The sequence below is a fragment of the Sedimentitalea nanhaiensis DSM 24252 genome (genome assembly GCF_000473225.1).
GTDB classification, from domain to species: domain Bacteria; phylum Pseudomonadota; class Alphaproteobacteria; order Rhodobacterales; family Rhodobacteraceae; genus Sedimentitalea; species Sedimentitalea nanhaiensis.
In genome coordinates this window covers 836,504-849,729 of record NZ_KI421509.1, presented here as the reverse complement: position 1 = coordinate 849,729, position 13,226 = coordinate 836,504, and the positions used below count along the sequence as shown (strand labels likewise).

12 protein-coding genes are annotated in these 13,226 nt (G+C 59.8%); 6 read left to right on the top strand and 6 right to left on the bottom strand.

Features of this window, described 5'->3' with window-relative positions; translation table 11 throughout:
* Positions 1-225: 225 nt before the first annotated feature.
* A complete protein-coding gene (gene acnA, locus NANH_RS0105785; protein ID WP_027261168.1) occupies positions 226-2,973 on the top strand; it encodes an aconitate hydratase AcnA in 2,748 nt (915 codons plus the stop codon).
* Positions 2,974-3,087: 114 nt separating this feature from the next.
* Complete coding sequence (locus tag NANH_RS0105780) at positions 3,088-3,501, top strand: hypothetical protein (protein WP_027261167.1); 414 nt, start codon at positions 3,088-3,090, stop codon at positions 3,499-3,501.
* Between the two features lie 186 nt (positions 3,502-3,687).
* Here NANH_RS0105780 and infC read toward each other — a convergent pair whose 3' ends face one another.
* Complete coding sequence (infC, locus tag NANH_RS0105775) at positions 3,688-4,275, bottom strand: translation initiation factor IF-3 (protein WP_245601407.1); 588 nt, start codon at positions 4,273-4,275, stop codon at positions 3,688-3,690.
* A 165-nt stretch (positions 4,276-4,440) separates the two neighbouring features.
* Here infC and NANH_RS25610 point away from each other — a divergent pair, with 165 nt between their 5' ends.
* The gene (locus NANH_RS25610) at positions 4,441-5,181 is read left to right on the top strand and encodes a hypothetical protein (protein ID WP_051372256.1); all 741 of its coding nucleotides are present in this window, start codon (positions 4,441-4,443) and stop codon (positions 5,179-5,181) included.
* A gap of 114 nt (positions 5,182-5,295) precedes the next feature.
* On the opposite strand, the gene NANH_RS0105765 is transcribed toward NANH_RS25610, so the two are convergent.
* The 5 genes from NANH_RS0105765 to NANH_RS0105745 all read right to left on the bottom strand — a co-directional run bounded on the left by NANH_RS0105765 (position 5,296) and on the right by NANH_RS0105745 (position 9,399).
* Entirely contained in the window at positions 5,296-6,138 is an 843-nt protein-coding gene (locus NANH_RS0105765; RefSeq protein WP_027261165.1) for a ferredoxin--NADP reductase, read from the bottom strand.
* A gap of 69 nt (positions 6,139-6,207) precedes the next feature.
* On the bottom strand, positions 6,208-6,612 hold the full coding sequence (locus NANH_RS0105760) for a DUF934 domain-containing protein (protein WP_027261164.1): 405 nt from the start codon (positions 6,610-6,612) through the stop codon (positions 6,208-6,210).
* Positions 6,609-7,394, bottom strand: coding sequence for a phosphoadenylyl-sulfate reductase (locus tag NANH_RS0105755; RefSeq protein ID WP_074920691.1), 786 nt, complete (start codon positions 7,392-7,394; stop codon positions 6,609-6,611). The genes NANH_RS0105760 and NANH_RS0105755 overlap by 4 nt, the downstream gene beginning before the upstream one ends.
* Positions 7,384-9,048: a nitrite/sulfite reductase gene (locus NANH_RS0105750; RefSeq protein WP_027261162.1), complete on the bottom strand. Its 1,665-nt coding sequence runs from the start codon at positions 9,046-9,048 to the stop codon at positions 7,384-7,386. The genes NANH_RS0105755 and NANH_RS0105750 overlap by 11 nt, the downstream gene beginning before the upstream one ends.
* Before the next feature lie 36 nt (positions 9,049-9,084).
* Complete coding sequence (locus NANH_RS0105745) at positions 9,085-9,399, bottom strand: DUF2849 domain-containing protein (protein WP_027261161.1); 315 nt, start codon at positions 9,397-9,399, stop codon at positions 9,085-9,087.
* Between the two features lie 140 nt (positions 9,400-9,539).
* On the opposite strand from NANH_RS0105745, the gene NANH_RS0105740 reads away from it, so the two are divergent.
* From NANH_RS0105740 to NANH_RS0105730, 3 genes are all read left to right on the top strand, one after another.
* On the top strand, positions 9,540-10,001 hold the full coding sequence (locus NANH_RS0105740) for an Lrp/AsnC family transcriptional regulator (protein ID WP_027261160.1): 462 nt from the start codon (positions 9,540-9,542) through the stop codon (positions 9,999-10,001).
* A gap of 165 nt (positions 10,002-10,166) precedes the next feature.
* Positions 10,167-11,918, top strand: a complete 1,752-nt coding sequence (locus NANH_RS0105735) for a sensor histidine kinase (RefSeq protein ID WP_027261159.1) — start codon at positions 10,167-10,169, stop codon at positions 11,916-11,918.
* Positions 11,915-13,138, top strand: coding sequence for a sigma-54-dependent transcriptional regulator (locus tag NANH_RS0105730; protein ID WP_027261158.1), 1,224 nt, complete (start codon positions 11,915-11,917; stop codon positions 13,136-13,138). The genes NANH_RS0105735 and NANH_RS0105730 overlap by 4 nt, the downstream gene beginning before the upstream one ends.
* Positions 13,139-13,226 lie beyond the last annotated feature (88 nt).

The following is a 13,226-nucleotide window of genomic DNA, read 5'->3' as shown; positions in this document are numbered from 1 at the left end:
TCTTTTTGGTCTAACTGTGTGCCACCATCATGGCCAATCAAGGTTTCTTGAGACCAATTTGTCTGCGGATCGCGATGCTGTCGCACAATTGTAAAATTTTTTGGTGTACAATGGTATACAAAATCGTCGCACCTGAAGGATCGCTATTGATCCCAAGCCATGGGTGATGCAGACATCCCGCAGCGAATTCCCAACTTGCACGACTTTTCAGAGGGAGGCCACCAGATGCCCATCACAGTCGGACTGGACACCGCCAAAACACGCAAAACCCTGAGCGTGAATGGCAAGACAATCTCGTATTACTCGATCCCGGCCGCGACCCAGGCCGGTTTGGGCGAATTCAGCAACTTGCCAGCCGCACTCAAGGTGGTGCTGGAGAACATGCTGCGCTTTGAGGACGGCAAGACCGTCAGCGTCGAGGACATCAAGGCCTTTGCTGAATGGGGTGCCAAGGGCGGCAAGAATCCGCGCGAAATCGCTTATCGTCCGGCCCGGGTGCTTATGCAGGATTTCACCGGCGTTCCCGCCGTGGTCGATTTGGCGGCGATGCGCGACGGTATCGTGGCATTGGGCGGGGATGCGGAAAAGATCAACCCGCTGAACCCGGTCGATCTGGTCATCGACCACTCGGTCATGATCGACGAATTCGGCAACCCTCGCGCGTTTCAGATGAACGTGGACCGGGAGTATGAGCGCAACATGGAGCGCTATCAGTTCCTGAAATGGGGGCAGGGCGCGTTCAACAACTTCCGCGTTGTGCCGCCGGGCACCGGCATCTGTCACCAGGTCAACCTGGAATACCTGTCGCAGACCGTCTGGACCGACGTGGATCAGAACGGCGATGAAGTCGCCTATCCCGATACGCTGGTGGGAACGGACAGCCACACCACCATGGTCAACGGTGCCGCTGTGCTGGGTTGGGGCGTTGGCGGTATCGAGGCCGAAGCTGCGATGCTGGGCCAACCGATTTCGATGCTGATCCCCGAAGTCGTCGGCTTTGAGCTGACCGGAAGGATGATGGAAGGTACGACAGGGACTGACCTGGTGCTGAAAGTCGTGGAAATGCTGCGCGCCAAGGGCGTCGTCGGCAAGTTTGTCGAATTCTATGGCGCGGGGCTGGACCATCTGCCGCTCGCGGACCGGGCCACCATCGCCAACATGGCCCCGGAATACGGTGCGACCTGCGGCTTCTTCCCGATCGATAACGAGACGCTGCGGTATCTGCGCACTACCGGTCGCGACGAGGATCGGGTGGCGCTGGTCGAGGCATATGCCAAGGAAAATGGCATGTGGCGTGATGAGGGCTATGCACCGATCTATACCGATACGCTGACACTGGACATGGGCACGATCGTTCCGGCGATTTCCGGCCCCAAGCGTCCGCAGGATTATACGACACTGGACAAGGCGGCCCCGGCCTTTCTGGACGTGGTGGCCGAGTATCGCGGCATCGACACTCATCAGGCGGCGCAGGATATGGCCGACGAAGGCCCCACACCGGTTCCGGCGCAGGACCCGCGCAAATCGATCAAGGTCGCGGGCGAAGACTATGAACTGCGGGACGGCTCGGTTGTAATTGCCTCGATCACCTCCTGTACCAACACCTCGAATCCCTATGTGATGATCGGTGCGGGTCTGGTGGCGCGCAAGGCGCGTGCGCTGGGGCTGACCCGCAAGCCCTGGGTGAAAACCTCGCTGGCTCCGGGGTCGCAGGTCGTGTCCGCCTATCTTGAGGCCGCTGGCCTGCAAGAGGATCTGGACGCTATCGGCTTCAACCTGGTGGGCTATGGTTGCACCACCTGTATCGGCAACTCGGGTCCGATCCAGAAAGAACTGTCCGAAGCTATTGCCGCAGGCGATCTGGTCGCGACCAGCGTTTTGTCCGGCAACCGCAACTTTGAAGGCCGCATCAGCCCGGACGTGCGCGCCAACTACCTGGCCAGCCCGCCGCTTGTGGTGGCCTATGCGCTGGCCGGTGACATGAACGTGGACATGGTGAATGATCCGCTGGGGCAGGACAGGGACGGCAATGATGTCTATCTCAAGGACATCTGGCCAACCACCAAGGAGATTGCGGATCTGGTTCAACAGACCGTCACTCGCGAAGCGTTCCTGACCAAATATGCTGATGTGTTCAAGGGCGACGAGAAATGGCAATCGGTCGAAACCACCGACAGCCAGACCTATGACTGGCCACCGACATCGACCTATGTGCAGAACCCGCCCTATTTTCAGGGCATGAGCGCCGAGCCTGGGACGATCACCAATATCGAAGGGGCCCGCGTGCTGGCATTGTTGGGTGACATGATCACGACCGATCACATCAGCCCGGCAGGATCGTTCAAGGATGCAACGCCTGCCGGCCAATATCTGATCGACCGTCAGGTTCCGGTGCGCGAATTCAACTCCTATGGCAGTCGCCGCGGCAACCACGAAGTGATGATGCGCGGGACTTTCGCCAACATCCGCATCAAGAACGAGATGCTCGAGGGGGTCGAAGGCGGGTACACCAAAGGGCCGGATGGGGCGCAAACCTCGATCTTCGACGCCGCCATGGCCTATCAGGACGCGGGCGTTCCGCTGGTGATCTTTGGTGGCGAACAATATGGGGCGGGATCGTCGCGCGACTGGGCCGCAAAGGGTACGGCGCTTCTGGGGGTCAAGGCCGTGATCGCCGAGAGCTTCGAGCGAATCCACCGTTCGAATCTGGTTGGCATGGGCGTCATCCCGTTCGAATTCACCGGCGGCGACACCCGCAAATCGTTGAACCTGACCGGGGATGAAACCGTCGCGATCCACGGGCTGGACACGATCCAACCGCTGCAAGAGGTGCCGTGCACCATCACCTATGCGGATGGGCGCGAAACGACCGTCATGCTGAAGTGCCGGATCGATACCGCCATCGAGATCGAGTATATCGAACATGGGGGCGTGCTGCATTATGTGCTGAGAAACCTGGCAAAATCGGCCTAGATCAACACCCGTTCACAAAAGACGCCTCATTCCGATGGGGCGTCTTTTTGTTTTGACGTTTATGTGTCAACTGTCCCCAACCGCAGAAGAATCGCCGGTATTGAGGAAATCCACTTGTTCAGACTCACTCTCGTTGCTGCCGCATTCGCGGCGCTGCCACTGTTTGCGACTGCGGCGACCATTACGCCGGTCTCCCAATCTCAGATCCGCGTTCTGGCCATACAGGTTGACCCGCTGTCTTCTCTGGAACGACGTGGCGTAGCCCCACTTTTCCTTGCGTCCGGTCCCGCCGCGTTGAAGCAGAATATTTTGGGGATTGATCTGGCGGCCGTGGAAACGGTCTTGCGTAACGGTCATGCGACCTGGAGCCCACTGGGCGTCGATGCGCAAACCGGTCTGACCCGTTCGCTTGCATTGGTGAAGGCAGAGTTTCTGCCCGATCTGTCCGAGCAAGCATTCGACGAAGGCAAACCCGACCTGGGGCTGGGCGACGATTATTCGCCGGATCGCTTCATAATCGGTCCCTGACGAACGGGGGGCGGTCGCTGCGCCTCTTCAGTCGCCGGCGGTATCCCTGGCCCCCATTCTTTGAGCGGGAAGCAGCCCGTACCCTCCGAAGGGGAGTCCAGACAGTCGAAGAAAAAAATCCCCGTCCGAAGACAGGGATCTTGATTATTGTCTACCTGGCAGAACATAAAGTTCCTGGTGTCGTCTCTACTTGTTCGGCAGGGGGCCGATCAGCATTATCATCTGGCGGCCTTCCATTTTCGGAAAGTTCTCGATCCGCCCGATTTCCTTGGTGTCCTCGGCGACCCGTTCCAGCAATTCACGCCCCAAATTCTGGTGCGCCATTTCGCGACCCCGAAATCGCAAGGTGACTTTGACCTTGTCGCCGTTTTCAAGAAACTTGAACACGTTTCGCATTTTGACTTCATAGTCATGCGTGTCCGTGTTGGGGCGGAATTTCACTTCCTTGATCTCGATGATCTTTTGCTTCTTGCGGGCTTCGGCTTCGCGTTTCTGGGTTTCGTATTTGAATTTTCCGAAATCCATGATTTTGCATACCGGCGGATTGGCATTGGGCGAGATTTCGACCAGGTCCAAACCGGCTTCGGCGGCCATTTCCATAGCGCGTGCGGGGCTGACGACACCTGCGTTTTCACCGTCAGCGCCAATCAGGCGGATTTCATGGGAGCGAATGTTCTCATTGACGCGCGGGCCAGTGTCACGGGTTGGCGGCGCGTTGTGGGGTCTGCGGGCTATGGAATCGGTCCTTTGATCGTTGCGATATCTGAAGCGCAAACCTATCTATTGGCGGGCTTCGGTTCAAGTCGCAAATCTTCGCCGAACTGAACCGCATGATGCAATCTGCGCCTGCTCCCCCTTGTTCATGCTCCGTGCTTGCGCCACCTAGAGGGCATTCGGCACGCGTCGTGCGGGCCGGGCAGAATTTCAGGAGGAAATGAAGTGAAGCCAATCACATGGATCGTCGCCGCAGCGCTTGTCGTTTTTGCGGGATATACCTGGTACAGCAATCAGCAACAGCCCACGCGGCCCGAAGCGACTGTGACGCCGACCCCCGAACAAGTGGCCACGCCCGAGCCGGAGACCGTGGTCGACCAAGCAGTCAAGAACGTGCAGGCGGTTGTCGATGCGGTCAAAGATGAGGCCGCTTCAGTGGCCGATGATGCCGCCCAAGCTGTTAGCGATGCAACAGAGACGGCAACCGAAGCCGCCGAGTCGGTTGCAGAAGCGGCAAGCGAGGCTGTTCAGGCGGCTGAACAGGCCGGTAGCGACGCGGCAGGGGCCGTATCTGATGCGGTCAGTGATGCAACGGCGGTTGTCACCGACACGGCCAATGATGTGACCGAGGCGGCCTCGGAGGCAGCCAGCGATGCCGCAGGAGTGGCCTCAGACGTCGCCAGTGACGCGACCCAAGCGGCGTCAGATACTGCCAGCAGAGCTGAAGCAGCGGCTTCCGATACGGCAGGGGCGGCAACCGACGCAACCAATGCGGCCAGCAGCAATTTGTCCGAACTGCTGACCGTGGATAGGTTCGACTATGACAAGGTGATCGAGGCCATCGATGGTTCGGACCTCGGTGCGGTTCAGAAAACCACGTTGAAAACCGGTCTCGGCCAGGCGCGCGATAACCCGGATATGCTCAAGGGCATTCTGGATCAGGTCAGATCGGCGCTGAATCTGTGATGCGCGTTTAAACAGAAACAGGAACCGCCCAGCCTGGGTTGGGCGGTCAGGCGAATGCGGATCGGGGCGATCGTGACCGGACGACGAACGCAACTCGATCAATTTTCCGGTTGATCAGCCGACAAAGGCCTTTTCGACGACGTATTCCTTGGGGTCGGAATTGGCGCCTTCGCGCAGGCCAAAGCCTTCGAGGACCTCTTTGAGGTCAATGTTAAACCCCAGCGAACCGCAAACCATTGCTCTGTCGGTCTCGGCATTGATCGGCGGGATGCCGAGATCGGCGAACACGGTGCCGTCTTTCAACAGATTTGTGATTCGGCCCATCTTTGGACTTTGTTCGCGCGTCGTCGTTGGATAATAGCGGATCTTGTTCAGGTTCTCGGCCCCCAGCAATTCCATCATCATCTCGTCCTGCCGAAGGTTTTCTATCAGCTGGCGCCCATATTCCAGCTCGGCCACATCGCGGCAGGTGTGGGTTACGACGACCTCGTCATAGTTCTCGTAGGTCGCTGGCTCGCGCAGCAGGGACGCAAACGGGGCAAAGCCGGTCCCGGTGGCAAAGAACCAGATGCGCTTGCCGGGAATCAGCGCATCATGAACCAGCGTGCCGACAGGCTTTGGGCGCAGGATGATTTCGTCGCCCGGCTGGATATGCTGCAGTTTGCTGGTCAGTGGACCGTCCTGCACCTTGATCGAGTAGAACTCCAACTCGTCATCCCAAGCGGGGCTGGCAATGGAATAGGCCCGTAGCAGCGGTTTGCCGTTATCGCCCAACAACCCGATCATGACGAATTCACCCGACCGGAACCGCAGGGTTTTGGGCCGTGTCACCCGGAACGAAAACAGCCGGTCGGTCCAGTGTTTTACCGCCGTAACGGTCTGGGCGTCGGGCAGGGCGGGTGTCTTGACGGGCGTGGCGTCGGTGGCGGCTTGGGGCACGGGAGTCATCTCTGTCATCGTTTACACTGCCGGTCTGTTAGGCCGACACCTCTGATTAAGCTTTGATTTAGGTCAGGGAAAGGTCAATCAGCCGCGCAGGCGGGTCTGATAGTCGTGATCGCGCCAATTGGCGCGCGCCAGCCACTGATCCTGTGGCTGTCGTGCGGCCAGCGCATCGTCGATCTCGACTTCGTCAAACCCCGACCGGCGGGCCATGGCGTATTGATCCGCCAGCACATGTCCCCTGGCGCGCAGACGACCGCCGTAGCCGGCCAGACGCAGGTGCCGTGCAATGGTGAAACCACGCCCATCTGCAAAGTTGGGAAAGTCGATGCGGATCATTTTCAGCCCCGGAGGGAGGGCGATCTCGGATGGATCGGTGTCCGATGCCAGATCCAGCGCCAGGGGGTCGTTTGCGGCATCGCCGGGCACACAATAGCCGTGCGTCCAGTCATCCGGCCCAAAGCCGGTATCGGTTACGATCACTGTCATGTCGTTGCTCCTGTCCGGACCATCTTGCCGTTCACAAAATGGATGCCGCATTCGTCCTTGGTCTGATCGCGCCATCGGCCGGCGCGCGGGTCTTCGCCAGCGGCCACCGGCGAAGTGCAGGGCGCGCAGCCGATCGAGGGATACCCCTTTGCCACCAGCGGGTGCCGGGGCAGGCGGTTCTCGTCCATATAGGCGCGCACGTCGTCGGGGGCCCAATGAGCCAGCGGATTGACCTTGATCCGGCTGGTTCCCTCGTCGACCTCAAAGAAGTCCAACGCAGCACGGGTGCCCGATTGAAACCGTTTGCGCCCGGTGATCCAGCCGTCATATCTATCCAGCGCCCGGTTCAGCGGTTCGGTTTTGCGCAGTGCGCAGCAGGCATCTGTGTCACGCTGGTGCAAGGTTCCGTCCGGGTCGCGCGATGCGATGTCATTGGCGCGGATGATCCGCAAATTGCGCAGGTCCAACCGCTCGGCGACCTCGGCCTGATAGACCAGGGTATCCGTGAAAAGCATTTCCGTGTCGATGAACAGAACCGGTGTACGCCGATTGAGCACCGCGACCATATGTAAAAGCACCACCGATTCGGCACCGAAACTGGATACCAGCGCTATATTGCCGGCATCGCGCAACGCTCCCTGCATCACAGACGTCGCGCTGTGATGACGGTAGCGCTCGTTCAGATCGCACACCCGCTCTTGCAAGTCGGTGGCTGGCGGCGTTTTTGTGTCCGGGGTTTGGGCCGTCCCGGTTCTGGAAAAGCTATTGGCATCAAGCAGCATGGGCCCGAGCCTCAGGATACAGCACCGATTTGAACGGTGCCAGACCAAGACGCCGATAGGCCTGCAAAAAGCTCTCGTCCGCATCCAGCCGCAGGTCCAGATATCCCTGGATCAGCCGCTCGATTGCTGGAACGATCGCGTCAGCTGAAAATCCGGGGCCTGCGCGCTCTCCCAGGGTTGTGTCCTGGGTGCCGTCCCCGCCCAGCGTGATCTGATAATTTTCAACTCCGGCGCGATCCAGCCCAAGGATGCCGATATGTCCGACATGGTGATGCCCGCACGCGTTGATGCAGCCAGAAATCTTGATCTTGAGCTGGCCAATGTCGTGCTCGATCTTCAGCTCGTCAAAGCGGGTGGCGATTTCCTGGGCAATGGGGATCGAGCGGGCGGTGGCCAGGGCACAGTAGTCCATGCCGGGGCAGGCGATGATATCACTGATCAGGCCGATATTTGCCGTGCCCAACCCAAAGGCTTTCAGCGTCGCATGTACCGCGGGGAGGTCCGATTTGTGCACATGCGGCAGGATAACGTTCTGCTCGTGGCTGATGCGCAGCTCGTTATGACCATACTGTTCGGCCAGGTCGGCCATCGCCCGCATCTGTTCGGCGCTGGCGTCGCCTGGCGTGGCACCATGCGCTTTCAGGCTGATGGTGACGATGGCGTGCTGTTGGTTCTGGTGCTCTGCGAGATTGGTATCTGCCCAGCTGCGAAACACCGGGTCGGTGTCATATGCCTGCTCGTAGGCGGCCAACGACGCGTTGCGCAGCGACGGGGGGGCAAAAGCCTTTTCGATCACATCCAGCCGGGCCTGATCGACGCCGGCAAAGGTGGGGCGCAGACGTTCGAAAAGGGTCTCCACCCGCTCGCGGATGGCTTGGATGCCATGTTCATGCACGGTGATCTTGATGCGGGCCTTGTATTTGTTGTCACGTCGACCCAACAGGTTATAGACGCCCAATATGGCCTCGAGGTACGGCAACAAATCGGCCTGGGGCAGGAAGTCGCGAATCACCTTGCCGATCATCGGAGTGCGGCCCAGGCCGCCGCCAACGAGGACGCGAAATCCGATTTCGCCATCCTGCCGCACGATCTGCAGACCGATATCATGGGCTTTGATAACGGCGCGGTCATCGCCGCTGCCGGTCACGGCAATCTTGAACTTGCGGCCCAGGAACTGGAATTCGGGATGATCGGTCGACCATTGCCGGATCAGCTCGGCCACCGGGCGCGGATCCAGAACCTCGTCCGCTGCGGCACCGGCAAAGTGATCCGCGGTCACGTTGCGGATGGTGTTGCCACTGGTCTGGATCGCATGCAGGCCCACCTCGGCCAGCGCATCCAGCATGTCGGGGATCTCGCTGAGCTTGGGCCAGTTGTACTGAATGTTCTGGCGCGTCGTGAAATGCCCATAGCCCCGATCCCACCGTTCGGCGAGAAAGGCCAACTGCCGCATCTGGGCGCTGTTCAGCGTGCCGTAAGGAATGGCGACACGCAGCATATAGGCATGCAGCTGCAGATAGACGCCATTCATCAGCCGAAGCGGTTTGAATTCATCTTCGGTCAAAGATCCGTCAACGCGGCGCTCGACCTGGGCACGGAACTGGGCGTTGCGTTCTTTCAGAAACGCGGTGTCGAACTCGGAATAGCTATACATCTTGTCGATCCTTTCGTGGCCACGAAAATCAGCCGCTCAGCCCTTTGGCTGCGCAAGCGTTTCCTGCTTGCCGTGAAAATAGTTTGAGGGTCCGGTGCGCCGAAATTCCTCTCGGAAATGGGTCGGTTGCGGGCCATCGCGTGTCGGCTGCACGTCCGCCAAATAGGCTCCGACGACGCGATCGACCTGTTGTTCGGCCTCCAGCAGGCGCAACTGCCCATGTGCTTCGTCGGTGATCACCTCGGCCTGGGCCAAATTGCGGGTCCAACTGTCATTGGCTGCCAAATAGATTACGTCCCCAATCAACAGATCGGAGGCAGTGACGACCTTGGGATCAAATTTGCGCGGCATCGTGGTTTCTTTCTGTGATCTTCAGCGCAAATATAGGAAATTTTCCCAATGATACGCTAGATGCCTTGCCAAATAAGGACATATGTTCCAAGTAGTCGGAGCGTTTGAATGAATGGTCTGCACAAGGGGGTGAAATCGGAATGGACGTACGGATCGATGATGTGGACCGGAAAATTCTGGCCGAACTGCAACGCGATGCCAGCCAGTCTCTGGATGAGATCGCGCGGGCGGTCGGCAGTTCCAAGACACCGGTGTGGAACCGTATTCGCAAGCTGCGCGACGCTGGTGTGATCGGCCGGCAGACGGTGGTGCTGGATGCGGAAGCATTGGGGTTTGAGGCGTGCTTTTTCGTGCTGATCCGCACTTCGGAACATGAAGCCAGCTGGCAGGCGGCCTTTCTGAAGGCCCTGCGCGACCGTCCCGAAGTGCAGGAGGCGCACCGGTTGGCGGGTGACATCGACTATATCTTGAAAGTGCGGGTGCAGAATGCCCGTGCTTATGACGCGTTTTATCAGGCGCTGATTTCCGAAGTTCGGGTGCACAATGTGACGGCGCTTTTGTCGATGGAAGAAATCAAGTCGACCACGATGCTGCCGCTATAGTGGCGGCCAAAAGGAGCGCTACAGCGCATATCGGATTCATAAGGGTGAGGAGCGACGCGACATGGCTGACTTTGGGACTGGGCCGAGCGCAAGGCGCGCAGGGATTATCACAGTGCAAATCCAGCGGCTGGCCAAGTCCTGCGATGGTTTGCTAGCCTTACTAGAATGAACGGGCCTCGAACGCATCGGTATTGGGTGGTGCTGGCATTTTTGCTGGCGGTGTCTGTGCTGACAGGAGGCGTCTGGCGTTATGGGTATTTGCAGGCACTGGATCAGTTGGCCCAGCGAGCCGAGGCCGATTTGACACTGGCCAGCGATCGGCTGAGTGCCGAGTTGCAGGTTTATCAGGAACTTGCGGTGCTGCTGACCGATCATCCGATGCTGACAGGGCTTGATGATCCGGTGCGCCATACGGATGCGCAGATGCAACTCCTGGAAATGGCGGACAAGACCGCCGCGCTTGATATTGCCTTTGCCGATGCTTCGGGGCGTATCCTCGTCAGTGCAAACGGGCTGACGGCAAACGATGTTTCGGAGGCGCCCTATTTTCGCCGCGCGTTGCAAGGGGCCTTGGGGTCTGATCACGGGATCCGCCCGCCGCTGAACCGGCGGGCCTATTATTACGCTGCTCCGGCCTTTGACGCGACCGGCCGGGTGCGCGGGGCGGTGGTGGTGGTTGCCGATGTCGCCAGTATCGAACTGGCCTGGCCCGGCAGTGCACCGGCGGTGTTCTTTACCGATGCCAATGGCGAGGTATTCATCACCAACCGCTTTGAATTGCTGTTCTGGACCCGGCCCGCAAGCGGCGTTGGGCTGGCCCCGCCCGAGGGGCCGGCCCTCGCATTTCGTGCGACTCAGACAGGGGGGCATGACATTTGGAATATTCGCTGGGGGCCTTATGTCCCGAACCGCGCCTTGCATCTGCAGCGGCATCTGCCGATCGTTGCCCTGACCGGTGAGATCCTGGTCAACGCCGCACCCGCACGGCGGCTGGCCGGGTTGCAGGCGTCCGCAGTGGCCGCGATCTGTCTGGCTTTTGGAGCGATGCTGTTTCTGGCCACCGAGCGGCGACGGACATTGGCACAGGCCAACGCGGTTCTGGAAGGCCGTGTCGCCAAACGCACACAGGCCCTGTCGGCAGCGAACGCGCATCTGCGTCAGGAGATTGGCGAACGGATGGAGGCCGAGACGGCGCTGAAGAGGGCGCAGGACGATCTGGTGCAGGCCGGTAAACTTAGCGCGTTGGGGCAGATGAGTGCGGGCATCAGCCACGAATTGAACCAGCCCTTGATGGCGATCCGGTCTTTTGCCGAAAACGCTACGATGTACCTCGAGCGTGGGCGGAGCGATGCGGCGTCGGACAACCTGCGCCGGATCTCCGATATGGCCCGGCGGATGGGGCGCATCATCCGCAATCTTCGCGCCTTTTCCCGGCAGGAAAACCAGGCGGCTATGCAGGTCGATATTGTGGCGATCGTGGACAGCGCAATCGAACTGACCGAGGCCCGATTGCGGCGTGACGAGGTGAGTGTCGTGTATACCCGCCCAAATCACTCGGTCTGGGTGCAGGGGGGCGAAGTTCGGTTGGGACAGGTTTTTGTCAACCTGATCACCAATGCTGCCGATGCAATGTACGGGCAGGATTCCAAAAAAATCCTGATTGAGATATCCGAAACTGAATCGTTAACGGTGACTGTGCGGGATACCGGGCCGGGAATCGATATGCCCGACAAGATGTTCGAACCGTTTTATTCTACCAAAGCGGTCGCGTCTGACGAGGGCGTGGGGCTGGGGTTGTCGATCTCATACGGGATCGTGCAGAGCTTTGGCGGCGAGATTCGCGGGGCGAACATGCCGGATGGCGGGGCGATCTTTACAGTGCAGCTGGAGCGCTGGCACGAGGAACAGGCGGCATGAGTGTCCTGACTCAAGTCCTGTTGGTCGACGATGACGCCGCAGTACGTGAAGCGCTGGCCCAGACCCTCGATCTCGCCGACCTGAGGGCTTTGACTGCGGGATCTTTCGTCGCAGCCAAGGATTACATCACACGCGAATTTCCGGGTGTTATCCTGTCCGATATCCGGATGCCGGGCCGGGATGGTTTTCACCTGTTGAACTATGCACACGACATGGACCACGAGTTGCCCGTGGTTCTGCTGACCGGTGAGGGCGACATTCCGATGGCCGTGGCTGCGATCGAGCAGGGCGCGTTCGATTTTCTAGAAAAGCCCTGCGCGACTGCGGATCTGATTTCTGTGCTTGGCCGTGCGCTACAGGCGCGCCAGAGGGTTTTAGAGGCACGGGCCGAACGGCTTCGGGCCGAAACAGGCGATCCGGCTGCGCGGTTGATCTTTGGCGCATCGGATCTGGTCGAAGCTCTGCGCATGCAGGTCCGCCGGTTGGCACTTAGCGATACGGCCGTTCTGGTCAGTGGACCGCCGGGCAGCGGTGTGCCCAAGGTGGCCGAGGTGATTCACCTGTGTTCGTCTCGCGCCGGTATGGCGTTAGAGAAACGCGCTGCGGCCGGATTGGACAGGGCAGGGCTGATGGCTGCGCTGCATTCGGCGGATGGCGGTACGTTGTATCTGGACGAGATCGGAAAAATGCCTGCCGATACGCAGATCGCCTTGCTCGAGGCGCTCGAGTCCGGAGCCGGGACGCGCGTGATGGCGGGCAGCACTGCGGAACTGGACGCACATGCCTTGAACGGCGATCTGTATTTCCGCCTGCAAGCCGCCGGGGTGCGCATCCCCGCACTGTCCGAACGTCCCGAGGATATTCCGGTGTTGTTTCAGCGCTATGTCGAGCAAGCCAGCGAACAGGCCGGGCTTGCCGCGCCCGAGGTGACACCCGATCACATGGCCGCCCTGATGGCGCAGGACTGGCCCGGCAATGCGCGCTCGCTGATGAGTGCCGCCATGCGCTTTGTTCTGGGAATGCCCGGGGAGGTGTTCGAGGCAGCAGAGTTGGGCCTGGCCGAACAGATGGCGCGGGTGGAGCGGTCATTATTGATCGCAGCACTCGGGCGGCAGAACGGACATGCCTCGCGGGCGGCCGAGACGCTGAAGCTTCCACGCAAGACGTTTTACGACAAGTTGAGGAAATATGGCATCCGCCCGGAGGATTTTCGCCGGTAGACGTGTGTGGGTTGTCACACAGTTTTTGGTTCGTCTGTGTGGAAAATCGCACACAAGCGGTCGGGGGCCGCGTCGGTGTGACGTGAGG

What these genes read in the sequence shown, in the direction of transcription:
- acnA (WP_027261168.1), top strand. Translation starts at nt 226, where the DNA reads ATGCCCATCACAGTCGGACTGGACACCGCCAAAACACGCAAAACCCTG.
- NANH_RS0105765 (WP_027261165.1), bottom strand. Translation starts at nt 6,138, where the DNA reads ATGACAGAGATGACTCCCGTGCCCCAAGCCGCCACCGACGCCACGCCC.
- NANH_RS0105760 (WP_027261164.1), bottom strand. Translation starts at nt 6,612, where the DNA reads ATGACAGTGATCGTAACCGATACCGGCTTTGGGCCGGATGACTGGACG.
- NANH_RS0105755 (WP_074920691.1), bottom strand. Translation starts at nt 7,394, where the DNA reads ATGCTGCTTGATGCCAATAGCTTTTCCAGAACCGGGACGGCCCAAACC.
- NANH_RS0105750 (WP_027261162.1), bottom strand. Translation starts at nt 9,048, where the DNA reads ATGTATAGCTATTCCGAGTTCGACACCGCGTTTCTGAAAGAACGCAAC.
- NANH_RS0105745 (WP_027261161.1), bottom strand. Translation starts at nt 9,399, where the DNA reads ATGCCGCGCAAATTTGATCCCAAGGTCGTCACTGCCTCCGATCTGTTG.
- NANH_RS0105740 (WP_027261160.1), top strand. Translation starts at nt 9,540, where the DNA reads ATGGACGTACGGATCGATGATGTGGACCGGAAAATTCTGGCCGAACTG.
- NANH_RS0105735 (WP_027261159.1), top strand. Translation starts at nt 10,167, where the DNA reads ATGAACGGGCCTCGAACGCATCGGTATTGGGTGGTGCTGGCATTTTTG.
- NANH_RS0105730 (WP_027261158.1), top strand. Translation starts at nt 11,915, where the DNA reads ATGAGTGTCCTGACTCAAGTCCTGTTGGTCGACGATGACGCCGCAGTA.